This window comes from Hyalangium gracile, assembly GCF_020103725.1.
Taxonomy (GTDB): Bacteria; Myxococcota; Myxococcia; order Myxococcales; family Myxococcaceae; genus Hyalangium; species Hyalangium gracile.
Genome location: NZ_JAHXBG010000039.1, coordinates 79,990 through 95,609 on the forward strand (window position 1 = coordinate 79,990; position 15,620 = coordinate 95,609).

Annotated in this window: 16 protein-coding genes, 1 tRNA gene and 1 pseudogene; 9 read left to right on the forward strand and 9 right to left on the reverse strand. The window is 69.2% G+C overall.

All coding sequences use genetic code 11. The features are described 5' to 3' along the window. Positions 1-8: 8 nt before the first annotated feature. The 5 genes from KY572_RS43935 to KY572_RS43955 all read left to right on the forward strand — a co-directional run bounded on the left by KY572_RS43935 (position 9) and on the right by KY572_RS43955 (position 4,338). Entirely contained in the window at positions 9-260 is a 252-nt protein-coding gene (locus tag KY572_RS43935) for a hypothetical protein (RefSeq protein WP_224249759.1), read from the forward strand. Positions 261-283: 23 nt separating this feature from the next. Then, on the forward strand, positions 284-1,627 hold the full coding sequence (locus tag KY572_RS43940) for an AgmX/PglI C-terminal domain-containing protein (RefSeq protein WP_224249760.1): 1,344 nt from the start codon (positions 284-286) through the stop codon (positions 1,625-1,627). Positions 1,628-1,732: 105 nt separating this feature from the next. After that, positions 1,733-2,299: a hypothetical protein gene (locus KY572_RS43945; RefSeq protein ID WP_224249761.1), complete on the forward strand. Its 567-nt coding sequence runs from the start codon at positions 1,733-1,735 to the stop codon at positions 2,297-2,299. Positions 2,300-2,445: 146 nt separating this feature from the next. Continuing rightward, the gene (locus KY572_RS43950) at positions 2,446-3,717 is read left to right on the forward strand and encodes a hypothetical protein (protein WP_224249762.1); all 1,272 of its coding nucleotides are present in this window, start codon (positions 2,446-2,448) and stop codon (positions 3,715-3,717) included. A 9-nt stretch (positions 3,718-3,726) separates the two neighbouring features. Then, a complete protein-coding gene (locus tag KY572_RS43955; protein WP_224249763.1) occupies positions 3,727-4,338 on the forward strand; it encodes a polysaccharide biosynthesis/export family protein in 612 nt (203 codons plus the stop codon). 47 nt (positions 4,339-4,385) lie between these two features. Here the strand turns inward: KY572_RS43955 and KY572_RS43960 are convergent, their stop codons facing one another. The 6 genes from KY572_RS43960 to KY572_RS43985 all read right to left on the reverse strand — a co-directional run bounded on the left by KY572_RS43960 (position 4,386) and on the right by KY572_RS43985 (position 10,641). Next, positions 4,386-5,189, reverse strand: a complete 804-nt coding sequence (locus KY572_RS43960; RefSeq protein ID WP_224249764.1) for an inositol monophosphatase family protein — start codon at positions 5,187-5,189, stop codon at positions 4,386-4,388. A gap of 17 nt (positions 5,190-5,206) precedes the next feature. Further along, positions 5,207-5,779 carry a TlpA family protein disulfide reductase gene (locus KY572_RS43965; RefSeq protein ID WP_224249765.1) on the reverse strand — a complete coding sequence of 191 codons (573 nt, stop codon included), beginning with the start codon at positions 5,777-5,779 and terminating at the stop codon, positions 5,207-5,209. 3 nt (positions 5,780-5,782) lie between these two features. Continuing rightward, the gene (mpl, locus tag KY572_RS43970; protein ID WP_224249766.1) at positions 5,783-7,249 is read right to left on the reverse strand and encodes a UDP-N-acetylmuramate:L-alanyl-gamma-D-glutamyl-meso-diaminopimelate ligase; all 1,467 of its coding nucleotides are present in this window, start codon (positions 7,247-7,249) and stop codon (positions 5,783-5,785) included. Between the two features lie 12 nt (positions 7,250-7,261). Continuing rightward, positions 7,262-8,422 carry a serine hydrolase domain-containing protein gene (locus KY572_RS43975; protein ID WP_224249767.1) on the reverse strand — a complete coding sequence of 387 codons (1,161 nt, stop codon included), beginning with the start codon at positions 8,420-8,422 and terminating at the stop codon, positions 7,262-7,264. Further along, positions 8,419-9,330: a S66 peptidase family protein gene (locus KY572_RS43980; protein ID WP_224249778.1), complete on the reverse strand. Its 912-nt coding sequence runs from the start codon at positions 9,328-9,330 to the stop codon at positions 8,419-8,421. The genes KY572_RS43975 and KY572_RS43980 overlap by 4 nt, the downstream gene beginning before the upstream one ends. A gap of 81 nt (positions 9,331-9,411) precedes the next feature. Beyond that, complete coding sequence (locus KY572_RS43985; protein WP_407660116.1) at positions 9,412-10,641, reverse strand: RsmB/NOP family class I SAM-dependent RNA methyltransferase; 1,230 nt, start codon at positions 10,639-10,641, stop codon at positions 9,412-9,414. Between the two features lie 98 nt (positions 10,642-10,739). Between KY572_RS43985 and KY572_RS43990 the strand changes: the two genes are divergently transcribed. Beyond that, positions 10,740-10,812 (forward strand) — tRNA-Asn (locus KY572_RS43990). Positions 10,813-10,882: 70 nt separating this feature from the next. Here KY572_RS43990 and KY572_RS47625 read toward each other — a convergent pair. From KY572_RS47625 to KY572_RS44000, 3 genes and pseudogenes are all read right to left on the reverse strand, one after another. Further along, complete coding sequence (locus KY572_RS47625) at positions 10,883-11,119, reverse strand: hypothetical protein (RefSeq protein ID WP_263452492.1); 237 nt, start codon at positions 11,117-11,119, stop codon at positions 10,883-10,885. Positions 11,120-11,167: 48 nt separating this feature from the next. Beyond that, positions 11,168-11,395, reverse strand: a pseudogene (locus KY572_RS48290) (hypothetical protein); the annotation flags it as partial. After that, positions 11,296-11,958, reverse strand: coding sequence for a recombinase family protein (locus KY572_RS44000; protein WP_224249769.1), 663 nt, complete (start codon positions 11,956-11,958; stop codon positions 11,296-11,298). The pseudogene KY572_RS48290 and the gene KY572_RS44000, both read right to left, overlap by 100 nt. 154 nt (positions 11,959-12,112) lie before the next feature. On the opposite strand from KY572_RS44000, the gene KY572_RS44005 reads away from it, so the two are divergent. From KY572_RS44005 to KY572_RS44015, 3 genes are all read left to right on the forward strand, one after another. Next, positions 12,113-13,264, forward strand: a complete 1,152-nt coding sequence (locus KY572_RS44005) for a serine/threonine protein kinase (RefSeq protein WP_224249770.1) — start codon at positions 12,113-12,115, stop codon at positions 13,262-13,264. Between the two features lie 99 nt (positions 13,265-13,363). Then, positions 13,364-14,632 carry a 5'-methylthioadenosine/S-adenosylhomocysteine nucleosidase family protein gene (locus tag KY572_RS44010; protein WP_224249771.1) on the forward strand — a complete coding sequence of 423 codons (1,269 nt, stop codon included), beginning with the start codon at positions 13,364-13,366 and terminating at the stop codon, positions 14,630-14,632. Further along, on the forward strand, positions 14,629-15,620 hold a 992-nt coding region (locus tag KY572_RS44015), incomplete at its 3' end, for a tetratricopeptide repeat protein (protein ID WP_224249772.1). The genes KY572_RS44010 and KY572_RS44015, both read left to right, overlap by 4 nt.

Here is a 15,620-nt window from a genome sequence, read left to right on the forward strand (position 1 = left end):
GGCCTCTCATGCGCAACCTTCTCGCCCTCCTGATCATGATCGCCGCCGCGCCCGCGCTCGCGCAGGACACGGGTGCCAGCACCCAGGAGCCCAAGAAGAAGAAGGTCATCCGCCTGGATGCCCTCACCGTCGAGGGAAAGATCCAGAAGCCCCAGGCCTTCTACATCCTCCAGCGGTCGAACCTGAACTTCGACGACCTCAACCACCCCGAGAGCTTCGTGCCCAAGGTGGTCCAGACCGTCGACAAGCAACCTTTCTAGGGACCGCGCTGTCCAACACGAACATGGCTTCTCCTCAGCCCCAGGCCAACAAGCTGCTGCGCGTCGGCATCATCCAGGACCACCGCATCCTCGAGGAGCGTCACCTCCTCAGCGATGACGTCACCATTGGCCACGACGCCAAGAACACCATCGTCCTGCCGCCCTCGGAGGGCCTGCCGGCGAAGTTCGCCATCTTCGAGAACCGCAACAACCAGTACCAGCTCGTCTTCGACGACACGATGCATGGCCGGGTGAACCTGGGCAGCTCGGACGTCGACTTCGACCGCATCCGCAAGCAGGGCCTGGCCCAGGAGCGCGGCACCAACTACGTGCTGCCCCTGCAGGAGAGCGCTCGCGGCAAGGTGGACCTGGCCGACGACATCACCCTCTTCTTCCAGTTCGTCACGCCTCCGCCCGAGTCGGAGAAGGTGACGCTGCCCCCGGACGTGCAGGGCGGCTTCTGGAAGGCGATGGACCGCGTCTTCTTCAGCATCCTCGCGGCCTCGCTCGTGTTCCACTTCGCCTGGGGCGCCTTCATCGTCTCGAGCGCCCCGCCCACCGAGCCCGAGCTGGCGCTGGATCAGCTGGAGGACCGCTTCGTCTCCGCCATCATCCCGCAGAAGCCGCCCGAGCCGGAGAAGGTGGCCGAGGCCCCCCAGGCCGCCGCCGAGGAGGCCTCCGAGAAGAAGGAAGAGAAGAAGAGCGGCGAGGCCAAGGCGGACTCCAAGCCCCAGGACGCGGCGACGCAGAAGGCGGAGCTCGTCAAGAAGGTGCAGGGCAAGGGCCTGCTGAAGATCCTCGGCTCGAGCTCGGGCGGTGGCGGCGCGTTCGCGGACGTGCTCGGCGGCAGCACCGGCGGCGGAGAGATCGCCGAGGCGCTGGCCGGCGCGGGCGGCGTGGGCGTGGCCACCAGCGAGGCCCTGGGCGCCAACGGCCCCAAGGGCGGCGGCGCCGGCAACGTGGCCAGCATCGGAGACCTGGGCACCAGCGGCGGCGGCAAGGTGGACCTGGGCGCCAAGAAGGAAGTCGAGGTGCAGGGCCGGGTGAAGGACGCCGCGCCCGAGGTGGAGAGCGCGGACGTGGATCGCGACGCGCTGACCCGCTACGTCAAGGCGCGCCTGAAGGCCATCCAGAACTGCTACGAGAAGGAGCTCAAGCGCAACCCGGGCCTCAAGGGCAAGGTGGTGGTGCGCTTCAGCATCATGCCCAGCGGGCGCACCGGCGACATCGACATCGAGGAGAACACCCTGGGCAACGATGCGGTGGGCAGCTGCATCCGCACCGTCATCCGCAGCTGGGTGTTCCCCTTCAAGCCGGACGACGAGGTCCCCGTCGCCTATCCCTTCGTCTTCTCGCCCGCGAGCTGAGCCCCCGCGCGCGGCCGGAGCCCTGGTCGCGCGTTGACACCCCTGCCCCCTGCTTCTACGCTCAAGAGTCGCCTTTCCTTCGAGCCGGAGACCTGGGTGAGTCGTATGCGCTTCATCGGATTGCTGCCTGTGCTGCTCGCGGCGGGGCTCGCCGTGGCGCAGGGCGTGAATCCCCCGGGCAAGGCCGGTGGCGCCAAGGGCCTGCCCGCCCTGGAGAAGGCCAGCGGCGTGAAGGATCCGGACAAGCTCGAGCGCAGCGCCAGGGCCGTGGCCGACATGCGCACCGTGCTGCGCGAGGTGCTGGAGAAGCTCGAGGAGGCCCGGCGCACCAAGGACGTGGTGAAGCTCAACTGCGTCAACGAGAAGCTCACGCAGATCAAGGGCCTGCTGCGCATCTCCGAGACGGCGGACGTGGCGCTGCAGGAGGCCGTCACCCGGCAGGACAGCACCGCCAGCGAGCACGAGTACACCAAGGTGATGATCGCCAACCAGAAGGTGGCCCAGCTGCGCTCGGAGACCGAGGAGTGCATCGGCCAGCTCGCCTTCCGCACCGACGAGAACCTCTCCGTCGAGGTGGAGGAGCCGCGCGACTTGCCCGGGGGCGATCCCACCCGGCCGCCCTCGCCGCCGGACATCATCGTCCGGCCTCCGCCGGCCAGCCCGACGCTGTAGGTTCTGTCCCGTTCGTAGGACTGATCCAGACGCTTGCAATCCAACAAATTTCTGCGGGCGTACGGAGGCTGCGTGCTATGACCCGAGCAGGGCCGTAGCCAGCCGTAGGGAAAGGTAGCCGGCATGCCGGCGCGATCGTCTGAGTCATGACGCAGTCTGGCAACATCCGCTGGGCCCTTTGCGCGCTGGTACTTGCGGTGCTGGGCCCTGCCATGGCCCGGGCGCAGCAGACAGCGGTGCCCGCGGGCGGCAACGGCATCAAGGTGGGAGAGGGGCGACTGCACCCCTTCTTCGACTTCGAGGCGCGGCTGGACACGGCGGTGGGCTACTTCCCGGACCTCGCCACGTCGGATCCCAATGACGTGACGGCGTCCCTGTCTCCGGAGCTGGTGCTGCGGCTGCGCCCGGGGCTGAAGCTGGATGTGCCCTCGTCGAAGATGGCGGTCCACGCCTCCGGGCGGCTGGAGTACGTGCGCTACACGGGGCTGCTCACGGAGCAGTCCACCTATGGCTCGCACCTGGAGGGAGCGGCGGATCTGACGCTCCACTTCAACCCCGAGGGGCAGGTGGGCCTCATCCTGGCGGATCAGTTCCTGCGCTCGGACCAGACGCGCAACGCGGCGCTGGGCGCGGGCGTGCTGTCGCTCTTCAACGAGGCGCGCGCCTCGGTGCCCATCAAGCCCGGCGGCGGCGCCGTCGAGGTGACGCCCGAGCTGGCCTGGGCAGTCGAGTTCTTCGAGCCCATCGGCCTGGCCGTGCCCGTGGGGTGCACGGAGGGCGTGTGCGATCCCATCGCCGTGGACGCGTTCGACTACATGAACGTGCGCGCGGGAGCGAGCGGCCGCTGGCGTTTCCTGCCGAAGACGGCGCTGGTGCTGGAGACGAACCTGAGCGTGCGCGAGTACCTGCGCAACACCGCCAGCCCCAACGCCGTGCTGCTGCGGGCCATGGGCGGGCTGGCGGGCCTGGTGTCGGCGAAGATCGCCGTCACGGCCAAGGTGGGCTGGGGCTACAACTTCGGCAGCTCGGGGGGCAGCACCTTCATCGGCCAGCTGGAGGGCACCTACCTGTTCAGCCCCACGATGACCTTCAAGGGCGGCTACCTGCGGACGCTGGACCCGGTGGCCTCCTATGGCCTGTTCCGCGACGACCGCGGCTACGTGGAGGCGCGGGCCCTGATGGGCGGAAAGCTGATGCTGCACGGGTACGCCGCCGTCGACTTCCTGGGCTTCTATGATCCGACGCGGCCGCGCAACGACACGCTGGTGACGCTGGACATGGGGCCGGACTACCAGTTCAAGCCGTGGCTCGTGGGCGCGGTGGGCTACCTGCTGACCACACGCTCGTCCTCGGTGGAGGGCTCGGGCCTGAACTTCACGCGCCACGAAGGGTATCTTCGGCTGACGCTGGTGTACTGAGCCCTGGTGATGCGCTCCCTGCCCGTCCTGTTCCTGGCCCTGCTGCTCGCGGTGGCTTCCGCGTGCCGCTCGGCCGCGCCGGCCACGCCCCTGCCCCTGCCCTCGGCGGAGGACTCGTCCCCGGCGAGCAGCCAGGCCAACACCATGGGCCCCGGAGACATGGTGGAGGTGCGCGTCTTCCAGGAGCCGGACCACTCCGGCATCTGGCGCGTGTCCCCCGAGGGGACCATCGACTACCCGCTCTGCGGCAAGGTGGAGCTGGCCGGCCGCACCTCGAGCACGGCCGCGGACTCCCTGCGGGAGTGCCTGTCCCGCTACCTGCGGCGGCCCCAGGTGTCGGTGCTCATCCGCGAGTACAACTCGAAGAAGATCTTCGTCTTCGGCGAGGTGCAGAAGCCGGGCACGTTCCCGTACGACGGAGAGATGAGCATCATCCAGGCCATCACCCTGGCCGGCGGCTTCACCAGGACGGCCGCCCAGAACAGCACCAACGTGACGAGGCTGGTCGACGGGCAGGAGCGGAAGATCCGCGTGCCGGTCGAGGACATCGGCGTGGGACGGGAGAAGAACTTCCAGCTCCAGCCCGGCGACATCGTCTTCGTGCCGGAGAGCTTCTTCTAGGCCTGAGGCCGCTCGGCACGCGTGCCGGAGTGCCAGCGCCCGGCCCCTCAGCCGAGGGCCGTGAGGACCAGGCGGCACTCCTCTCGAAGCACCGCGGCCAGTCCCGGCGCGCCCGCCAGCACGTCTCCGTTCATTACATCGAAGGGCGAGCCGTCGATCTGCGTCACCACCCCGCCCGCCTCCGCCACCAGCAGCGCGCCCGCGCCGATGTCCCACGGCTTGAGGCGGAACTCGAAGAAGCCGTCGAAGCGCCCCGCCGCCACGTATGCCAGGTCCAGCGCGGCGCTGCCCGTGCGCCGGATGCCCTGCGCGTGGCGGATGAAGTGGTTGAGCAGCCCCACGGGCATGTCCGGGTTCTCGCGCACGTCGTAGGGGAAGCCCGTGCACAGCAGCGCTCGTCCCAGCTCCGTGGCGTCGCTGGCCTTCAGCGGCCGGCCGTTGAGCGTGGCGCCCTCGCCGCGCGCCGCGGAGAAGAGCTCGTCGCGCATCGGATCGTACACCACCCCGGCCAGCAGCCCGCCCGGCCCGTCCACCGCCACGCTCACGCTGAAGTGCGGCACGTGGTGGGCGTAGTTGGTGGTGCCGTCCAGCGGATCGATGAGCCAGCGCAGGCCCGAGCCCGCGGAGGCCCCGCTCTCCTCGGCCAGGATGGAGTGGTGGGGGTAGCGCTCGCGCAGGAAGCGCAGCAGCGCCTCCTCGGAGGCCTTGTCCGCGTCGGTGACGAGATCGATGCCGCTGCGCTTGAACTCGATGGTGCGCTCGCCCAGGAAGCGCTCGGCGAGCACGCGGCCGGCGAGCCGGGCTGCCTCCTCCGCCGTGCGGCGCAGCGCCGAGGGCGTCTCCTGCTCCATGGCTCCGCCTCCTCCGCTCACTGCGCGCGCTCGGCGAGCAGCTGCTCGATCTCCGTCTGGTACTTCTGGAGGAACTCCTCCGCGAAGCCCTCGTGGGCGAAGCGCACCACGCCCTTGCGGTCCAGGATGAAGGTGGTGGGCATCATCTTCACGCCCAGCGTCTTCTCGGCCACCTGCGCGTTGGCGTCCAGGAGGATGGGCAGGCTCACCTTCTCCTCCTGCAGGAAGGCGGGGATGGCGCGCGCGTCCTCGTCCACGTTCAGCGCGTACACCTTGAGGCCACGCGAGCCGTACTCCTTGGCCAGCTGCTCGTAGAGCGGCAGCGCGTCGCGGCACGGCTCGCACCAGGTGGCCCACACGTCCAGCAGCACCACGCTGCCGCGGTCGCTGGCCACGGTGTAGGGCGAGCCGTCCGGGTAGCGCTTCACCTCGAAGCTCAGCGGCGCGCTCAGGCCGCCCTGGGCCTGGCCCACCTCGGCGGCGGGGGCCATGGAAGCCGCCCGGTCCCCCGCGACGAGCGGAGGCAGCGCCGAGTTCTGCGCGCAGCCGGCGAGCGACAGGAAGACGAACGCTCCGAGGAACGGACGCATGGACTAACCCTCCCCTGCCCGGGCCTCGAGGGCCTTGAGCAGCTTGTCGATGAAGCCACCGAAGGCGCCGTTGCTCATCACCAGCAGCACGTCACCGCGCCGGGCCTCGCGAGCCACGCGCTCCACGAGCGAGGGCACATCCGTCGAGGCGTCGGCCTGGATGCCCTGGGCCTGGAGCGCCTCGCAGAGCCGAGGCACATTCAGCTCCTCGTCGACGGGCACCTTGTCGTGGCGCTCGGGCACCTTGAGGCTGGCCCGGGTGGCGCCGGTGAAGGCGTGGGCGTAGTCCTCCTGGTGGATGTTGCGGCGGCTGGTGTTGGAGCGCGGCTCGAAGATGGCCCACAGGCGCCGCTCCGGGTAGCGGTGGCGGATGGCGGCGATCGTCTCGCGCACCGCAGTGGGGTGGTGCGCGAAGTCGTCCACCACGAGGATGCCGTGGGGCTCGCCGCGCACCTCCTGGCGCCGCTTCACGCCGCTGAAGCTGGCCAGCCCCTTGGCGATCTCCTCGAAGGAGAGCCCCAGGCCGCGCGCGGCGGCGATGACGCTCAGCGCGTTCTCCACGTTGTGCGCGCCGGACAGCTGCATCCGCGCCGTGCCGAGCACCGTGCCGCGCTCCACCACCTCGAAGCGGGCGCCCTCCGGGCCGAAGGAGACGTTGCGAGGCGTGTAGTCCGCCTGGGCGCCCTCCCTGGCCACGTACGTCACCACCCGGGCCGACGTGAGGCCGGCGATGCGCAGCGCGTTGGGGTACGCCGCGCAGACGACGAGCTGGCCGTCCGAGGGGATGATCTTCACGAACTTCTCGAAGGTGGCCTCGTAGTGAGGCATGTCCTTGAAGATGTCCGCGTGGTCGAACTCCACGCTGGTGAGGATGGCGGTGCGCGGCTGGTAGTGGAGGAACTTGGAGCCCTTGTCCCAGTACGAGGTGTCGTACTCGTCCCCCTCGACGACGAAGTGCTGCCCCTTGCCCACGCGGTAGTTGCCCGCGTAGTTCTGGGTGACGCCGCCCACCAGGAAGGACGGATCCCTTCCGGCCTCGACGAGGACGTGGGCCATGAGCGAGGACGTCGTCGTCTTGCCGTGGGTGCCGGCCACCACCACCGAGTGGGCGCGCTTGAGGAAGAGCGAGCCGAGCGCCGCCGGGAAGCTCATCTGGCGGATGCCGCGGGTGCGCACCTCGGTGGCCTCGGGGTTCACCCGGCGGATGACGTTGCCGATGATGACGAGGTCCGGCCTGGCCGCGTCCAGGTTCTCGGGGCGGTAGGGAGTGAGGACGGGGATGTTCCAGGCCTTGAGCATGTCGCTCATGGGCGGGTAGACGTTCTCGTCGCTGCCGGTGACTTCGTAGCCGGCGGCCTTGAGCATGCCGGCGAACGAGCCCATGCCGGTGCCCGCCACGCCCACCAGGTGGATGCGGCGCACGGCGCCGGGCTCGATGGTCTCCAGGACGTTTCCGTTGTCGTCAGCCATGATTCCCTTGAGTCAGTTCGTCGGGTCGGCGAGCCCGAGCGCCTCCACCACGAGATCGTGGAAGAAGGGCCGGAACTCGCGGATGCGCAGTTCCTTGCGGCCGTGGGCCACGCGGTTGGTCACGAGCGCCACCACGAGCGCGCGGCGCAGGTCCACCCAGAGGCTGGTGCCGGTGAAGCCCAGGTGTCCCACGGCGCCGGGCGCGGTGTTGCCGATGAAGTGGCCAGCGCTGGAGCCCTCCACCGAGGGCGAGTCGAAGCCCATGGAGCGCGTGCTGCCCTTCACGATGGGGTCGGTGGCGAGGAGCCGGTGCCACAGCGGCCCGGGAGCGAGCGCGGGGCTGCCGGCGCACCCGTCCAGGACGGCCTGGCCGAAGCGGGCCACGTCCACGGCGGTGCCGAACAGGCCGGCATGGCCGCTCACGCCGTCCATGACCCAGGCGTTGTCGTCGTCCACCTCGCCGGGAGGACTGGCGCGGGTGGGCAACTCGCCCCACATCTGCTCCTGGCCGGGAGCGGGCTCGCGGGGACGCGTGGGGCCGGTGGGCGCCACCTTGCCGTCCGTGGGCAGCTCGGAGAGGCGGTGGAAGCGCGCGCCCAGGCCGAGCGGCTCGGCGATGTGCTGGTTGAAGAGGAAGTCCAGGGGCTGGCCGGCGGCGCGGGAGAGGATCTCTCCCAGGAGGATGAAGCCCACGTCGCTGTAGGCGGTGCGGGTGCGCGGCGGAGCGGCGAGCTGCGTCTGGGCGGCGGCCCGCACCACCTCCTCGCGGACGCGGACGCGGGTGGCCTGGGGACAGGTCGGCTCGAGCAGCTCCGGGGTGGAGGTGAGCGCCTGGGCGAAGAACGGGACGAAGGGCGGCAGGCCGGAGCGGTGGTAGAGCAGGTCCGCCACGGTGGCGCCGGCCTCGCTCACGGGAGCGCCGGGGAAGAAGCGCGCCACCTGGGTCTCCGGGCCGACCTTGCCCTCGGTCCACAGGCGCAGGAAGAGCGAGGTGGTGCAGAGCACCTTGGTGACGGAGGCGAGATCGAACCGGGTGTCGCCGGTGGCCCTGCCGGCCACGCCGCCGAACACCTGGACGCCCCGGTGGAGCACCACGGCCTGGGCGGCGGGGAAGACGCCACCGGCGACGGCGCCTTCGAGGACGCCCTGGAGGTTGCTGATGGGGTGATTCATTCGCGCACCGCCCCCTCGAGGAAGGTGAGGCGCGCCTCGCCCGCGTCCAGGCGCACGGCGGTGCCGAGGGGAACCGGGTAGTTCAGGGTGCCGTGGCCGATGAGGAAGCCCGCGGCGCAGGGCAGGCCCGTCTCTTCCGCGAGCGAGCGCAGCACGTCCGCGCTGGAGTAGGTGGGGTTCTTCTCCTCGCAGTCGGTGAAGTCGCCCAGGACGATTCCGCGCACGCGATGGAAGACGCCGGCGAGCCGCAGGTGGGTCCACATGCGGTCCAGCCGGTAGGGACGCTCGCCGATGTCCTCGAGGAGGAGCACGGCGCCCTCCAACGAGGGCAGGTAGGGCGTGCCGAGCAGCCGGGTGACGAGGGAGAGGTTGCCGCCCATCAGCGGGCCCTCGACGACGCCGGGGACGTAGGTGGCGGAGCCGGAGAGCGGAGGTGGAGGCTCGGGGGACTCGAGGAGGCGGAAGAGGCGCTCCTGGACGTCCGGAGGCTGCTTGCCGAGCTGGGTGAGGACGGGGCCGTGGATGGAGACGCGGCCGAGGGCCTGGAGCGCGAGGTGGACGGCGGTGATGTCCGAGAAGCCCACGAGCGAGGTGGGAGCCGTGTCGGCGAGCGGCAGGTCCGGCAGGAGGCGCATGCTCCCGTACCCACCGCGGGCGCAGAAGACGGCGCGGGCGCGCGAGTCCAGGAGGGCGCGGGAGAGCTCCTCACGGCGGCGCCGGTCGTCCCCGGCGAGGTAGCGCCAGGCCTCGTAGAGGTCGGGGCCGTACTGGGGCGAGTACCGCTGGGCGATGAGGGCGAGTCCGGCCTCGAACCCGGGCCGATCGAAGGGACCGGCGGGGGCGACGATGTGGACGGGGTCCCGAGGACGAAGGAGGAGCGGCTTCTGCCAGCGCACGTGCGCCTTCATAGCACCGAGCGCGAAGAGGGAACGGGACTTCAAAGGAGGCATGGGGGCAAGCGTCCAAAACCCTCCTCCCCGCGCTCTCCCCTACCCCGAGCGCTCGAGCACGGCCGCGAAGAAGGCATCGGTCCCCTGGCGGTGGGGGGCGCAGACGAAGAACCCCTCCTGGACACACTCGGGACGGAGCCACCCTGCCCCGGGAGGCACGAGTCGGAAGTCCGTCCGTTGGAGGAGGAAGCCGGCCACGAGGTCCTGGTTCTCGGCGCGGTTCACGGTGCAGGTGGCGTAGACGAGCCGCCCCCCTGGACGGACCAGGTCCGCCGCTCGGGAGAGCAGCTCGCGCTGGACGGGGACGAAGTCCGAGAGGACGGAGGGGGCCTTGAGGAAGCGGAGGTCCGGCCCTCGGCGGAGGGAGCCCAGCTCGGAGCACGGGGCATCCACGAAGACGCGGTCCACGGAGAGGCCCGAGGGGGGCGCGCGGAGGACATGAAGGTTGGAGAGGCCGGCGCGGGAGCACCGCTGCATGAGGCGGTCGAGCCGCTCGGCGTCGGAGTCGTAGGCGAGGAGCCGGCCCTGGTTCTCCATGGCGCCGCCGAGCAGGAGCGTCTTGCCCCCGGCGCCGGCACAGAGGTCGAGCACGGCCTCCCCGGGGCGGGCCTCCACGAGCAGGCCCAGGAGCTGGCTGCCCTCGTCCTGGACCTCGAAGAGGCCCTGCTGGAGGGCTGGGAGGCCATAGAGGTTGGGCCGGGGCCCCACCACCTGGAGGGCGAGCGGGCTCCAGGAGCCGGGCCGGGTCTCCACCCCCTCGGAGCGCAGACGCTGGGCGAGGGCCTCACGGGAGGTCCGCAGGGAGTTCACCCGCAGCGTGATGGGGCCGGGGACATTGAGGTGGGCACAGAAGTCCTCGGCCTCGGGCCCCCACTCCCGGGAGAAGTGGTCAGCGAGCCAATCCGGGAGGGAGGCCCGGAGGGCCAGGGACGGGGGCTCCTGGGTAACGAGCGCGGGGGAGGCCTCCACCCCGGCCAGAGAGGCCGCCTCGGCCTGGGGGACGCCGGCGAGCCCATGGAGGAGCGCATAGAGGAGCCAGGGGGCGGGAGCGTCGGGCCGCCCCAGCAGGTAGCCGAGTCGGCGGCGCCAGAGGCCCACATTGAAGGTTGCCTCCTTGAGGGCCTGGCGCTGCTCCCGGGAGAGGGAGCGATGCCCACGGAGGGTGCGATCCAGGACGCGCTCGGCGGGGGAGCCGGCGAGGACCTGGGAGAGGGCTTCGGAGGCAACGGGGGCGATTCCGGCGAGGCCGGACCAGGGCTGGGAGCGCAGGCGAGCGAGCGGATCCAATCGATCTGTTGACAGGTGAGGCTCCGTTCTCTAGAAATCGTCCTCGTCGCAACGGCCACGGGTCGCGGCGGCGGACATATTCCCCGATAGCTCAGCTGGTAGAGCGGGTGACTGTTAATCACCATGTCCGTGGTTCGAGTCCACGTCGGGGAGCACAGCATGACGGTAGTGGGAGAAACCGCGGACCTACGCAGGGCCGCGGTTTTTCTCGTTTTTTAGCTCGTCATGGCTCATCGCTCGACTCGGGCTCCTTTCTCCCACCGGTCTTCGGCGCCACGATGATGCGTTCGCCGTGGACTTCTATGCGCTCTATGAGACGCAGCACGTAGGCGCGGCCTATCTCCTCGCTGCGAACAAGCGTGCGCCAGGCGTCGAGAACCCGGCCGAGGGGCCAACCACGGCGGCTCGCCATATCCCGCCCGCGTTCCTCGGTGCAGACGATCCGCGTGATCGCCCCCAAGACGGCCGCATCCAGCGTCTCGGTCGAGATCCGGAATCCGCTGCACGCTTCCTTCCCGACGCGCAGGAGGTTTCGACAGTTGTAGTACCCATACGTGTAGTGCCCGTTGATGACCGTCTTGCCGCCGGTCTCATACTGGTAGCTCGCGCCGCACTTCCCGCTCCACGCGAGCCCCTTCAGCAGCTTCGGCCGCGTCGGGGCCCGACCGGGCGTACGCTTCGGCTCGCGCTCTCCACTGAGTTTCCGCGCGAGCGCCCACGTCTCCGTGTCGAGGATCGGCTCGACCTTCGTCGGTGGTGCACGACGCCGGGGTGCACCTCCACGGGCACGCTCCTGTAGCCATACGGGGCGCGCGCCCCAGGCCAGTACCCCTGTCGCACCGCCTCGCGCATCGCCGCCGAGGTACGCAGCCCGTTCAGCTCCGACTCGTACTGGTCGATGCACTCGAAGAAGCCCTCCATCAGCTTGCCCACCGGATCATCGGTGAACTCCTGCAGCACCGACATCACACGAACCCCCGCCTTTCGAAGCTTCGCCTTCATCACCCGCGCGTGCGCCGCATCGCGGGTGAAGCGCGACGTGTGGTGAACCACGATGGTGCTGATGGTGCTCGTCGGCTTCAGCGCGTCACCAAGGAGCCGCTGCAGCACGGGCCTTCTCCGGTCCGTGCCGGAGGCGCCGGCCTCGATGTACTCCTGCGCGATGGTGGCGCCATGGCGGACCGCGAACTCGCGGATGGCCTTCTGCTGCGCGGGCAGCGAGAGCTCCCGCTCGGCCTGCTCGGCGGTGCTGACTCGCACGTAGGCGACCCACTCCGTGCGTTCAGGGCGCTGTCGCATCGCGGGCCTCCCCGGTCTTCGCCTGTTTCGGGTCGAGCACCTTCGCGAGCGCCGACTCGATGAGCTGCCACTCCCAGGGGGGAGGCACCCCGAGCGGCCCCTCAGGCCGACAACTTCCAGGTTGAGGTGTCGCTTCCGCCTACGCGTCTGAGGGATGGTGGGTGTCATCCCCAAGAAACGCTGCTTTCGAGGCCACATTGGGACAACGAAACGACGGGCGATGTCGTTTCCCTACCCTTTCGCGAACGGCTTGAGCTTCCCGTTCCTGGTGATGGACTGGGTCGAGGGCGTGCACTTGTACGCGTGGGCACGGCAGCGCAAGCTCCACCTCCCACAGGTTGCTCGGGTGCTGGCACAGGTGGCCCGCGCGTTGGAGGCGCTGCACGCCATGGGTGGAGTGCACCGGGATGTCAAAGGCGGCAACGTGCTGGTGACCCAAGAGGGCCGCGCGGTGCTGACGGACTTCGGCTCGGCCATCTACCCGGGGGCGAGCGTGCTGACGCGGCAGGCGACGCCTGTGGGCACGCGGCAGTACTTGAGTCCCCAGGCGCTGCACCACTGGCAGAGGTTCTGGGGCCGCGCCGCACCTCGCTACGAGGCGGGCTCGGCCGATGACGTCTATGCGCTCGGAGTGACCGCGTGGCGCCTGGTCACGGGCACATACCCTCCCGGTGAACGGGTATCGCCCGAGCTCATGTCTGGCGCATCCCCGGAGATGGGGGCCATTGTCTGCCGGATGCTGGCGGAGGACCCTGCGGATCGAGGCTCTGCGGGAGCAGCCGCTCAGGCCTTCGAGACGGTAGCAAAGACAGCCGAGCGCACGACGGCTCTCCCGGTTCCCAGGCAAGCAGAGGGTGGTTCTTCCGCGAGCATGGCTCGCCGAGCGGTGGGGTTGGGGGTGGGGCTTGCTGCAGCGGTCGTGGGCCTGTGGGTGGCCGTCAAGACAGGAGGGATGCAGCAGGCACAGCTTGTGGACGGGCCCGCTGCGGTGGCGCAAGAGGCACGAGAGCAGGACCAGCCGGATGCCGGAACCACAGGCATGGCGGAAGCCGTCCCTGCAACGCGTGTGAATGGGACTCCGCCCATGTCCGAGCAGAAGGGGCTCAGCCTTGAGCTGCCGAAGAACCCTCTGCCAGGTCAGCGCAGACCTCCCTGTGTCAAACGTGAGAGCGAGATCAATGGGGGGTGTTGGACGCTGCTGGTCAACATGGAGCCACCGTGTGGCCCTCGTCTCTATGAGTGGAAGCAAGGGTGCTACTGGCCTGCCTTTGAAGCGCCGCGCCCGCCGACCTCGGATCCGCAGTGAGCAGGATGGCGTGTGGTGGATGCCAGAGGTAGACTTCACGCATCGGATTCTTCATGTGAAGGCTGCATCGTGGCGCACTGGATCAGGGGGGCTTCGCAGGTGGACATCGCGGTCCTGACAGTCATCCCGGCAGAGCTGGTGGCAGCACGTGAGGCCCTGGGAATTGCCGAGAGCGCCCGCTTCAAGGATGAGGTCGGCACCGTCTTCTACCGAGGCCGGGTTCGCTCAGCACGCGCGCGGCGGGATTACGATGTCGTGCTCACGTGCCTGGGCCGGGCGGGCAATGCGCTCTCTGCTGCCGCCGTGCAGGATGTCATCACCCGGTATCGTCCACAGCTCGTCCTGCTGATGGGGATCGCCGCCGGGATGAGGGGCAAGGTTCGCATCGGAGAGGTCGTGTTCTCCGAGCGGGTGGTCGCCTACGAGCCAGCAGCCGTGGCGCGCACACCCGAGGGCCACTCCCATGTGGAGCCGAGGCCCGAGATCCGAACGGTCTCCCATCGCGTGCAGCAGGACCTGGTCCACTACCGCCCGGACGAGGCGCGCCTGCGAGAGCGCTTCGAGCAGAGAGGCGGGAGCTTTCCGCTGCCGTCCTCAGGGAACGAGACGCTGTATCAGGCGCATGTGGCCAGCCGGCTGACGGTGAAGCTGGCGACGGTGGCGAGCGGGGAGAAGCTGCTGCGCGACCCGGACAAGCTGCGGGAGTTCCGCGCGCTGCATGGGAAGACGGAGGTGGCGGAGATGGAGGCCGCGGGGCTCATGGAGGCCTGCGAGCGGAGCGGGGCTCCCTGGCTGGTGATCCGGGGGATCTCCGACTTCGGGGACGAGTTCAAGGATGACCGCTTCCATGAGTTCGCGTCGCGTGCTGCGTCGGTGGTGATGGCGGACTTCATCGAACATGGCCTGGAGCTGGAGAAACGCAGAGGGCCTCGAACCATGGCTGTCGCCGCAGTGGCGTTGTGGGTCGCCGCCATGGGAGGTGGCGTGGCGTGGGGATCGCTAAGCGGGGGCGAGGAGTCGCAGCCTTCCCATGCGATGGCCTCGGAGCAGGCTGGCTCGAAGGGTGAGACGAAGCCTGCCACCCCCATCCAGCAAGTGGCTCCCGAGGAGAAGCCGCCATCGTCAGGTGGTTCGAAGCCTCGGCCCGCCGTGGTTCCTCAGCCCCAGTCGACAAAGGCCGCTCCGGAACCCAGCTCGACGGAGGGGAACCCACCCGCCATGAAGACGAAGATCGGCAACGTCAAGGCGGGAGATGGCGCCGGACTCAAGGTCGGGAACGTCAAGGGGGAAGGCTCGGCCGACACGCAGGTCGGGGACGTGACCTGCGGCGACAACTGCGTGCTTGAAGCCGGCAACAAGGAGGAGTGAAGCCCGTGTGGAAGAGCTTGATGGCATCCGCGCTGCTGCTGGCCGCCGGGTGCGCCCGTTCCGTGCGAGAGGGGCCGTCTCATCCCATTGAGCCCGTGAAGCCAGGGCTGTGCAGAGAGAAACTGGGACCCAGCCCCTTCAAGAATCCACGGGCAGTCCACTTCCTGGTCGCTGACTTCCATGGGGCTTCCTCGGGGGGAGGTGTGCCGGATTTCTCGGAGACGGTGTCGAAGCAGGTGACGCGGGCGCTGGAGACCTTCAAGGAGGAGGTGCTGCGCAATCCGCAGGAGTTCGACATCGCGATACCGGAGGGGTCGCTGGAGATCGAGCGGCTCTCGTGCTTCCTGGAGAACCACGAGCAGGCGGAGGCTGCGGCGCGGGAACTGGATGCAGATGTGGTGCTCTGGGGGCAGGCGTTCTGCAACGCGGTGTCGCCCGTGGTGGTGAACAACCAGAGCACGACGAGCGTGGGGGACATCTCTGCAGGCAGTGGCAGTGTGATCCGGATCGGCAACACGGAGGTGAATGCGGGCAAGCCCTACACGGTGTGTCCCAAGGCGACGCTGTACCGCACGGAGCGCAGCTACGGTCGGGAGAGCGAGAGGGGAGTGGACTTAGCAAGTCTGGGACATCTGGATCTGCCAACGCTGCGTGCGACGGAACCGTTCGTCTTGGTGCAGTTCTCCTTAGGGCTCCATTTTTATGAGTTGGGTAATTATTGGCTGGCAGCGAGATTCTTTGAAAGGTCGGCCGAGAGAGTGCTGCCTAAGGAACGAGATGCGGCGGGACTCAAGCTTGTCCTTGGGCTTGTCTATCTGCACCTACCCAATCTGAGGTTATCGCTTCGATACAGCAAGGAAGCTCTGGAATCCGTGGTTGGCAGCCATCGCCACTTAGAAAGTGTGCTCATCAACAACATCGGCAGTGCGCTCCAGGAGCAGGGGGACTACGCGGGAGCGCTGGAGCACTACCGGCGAGCGCTGGCGAT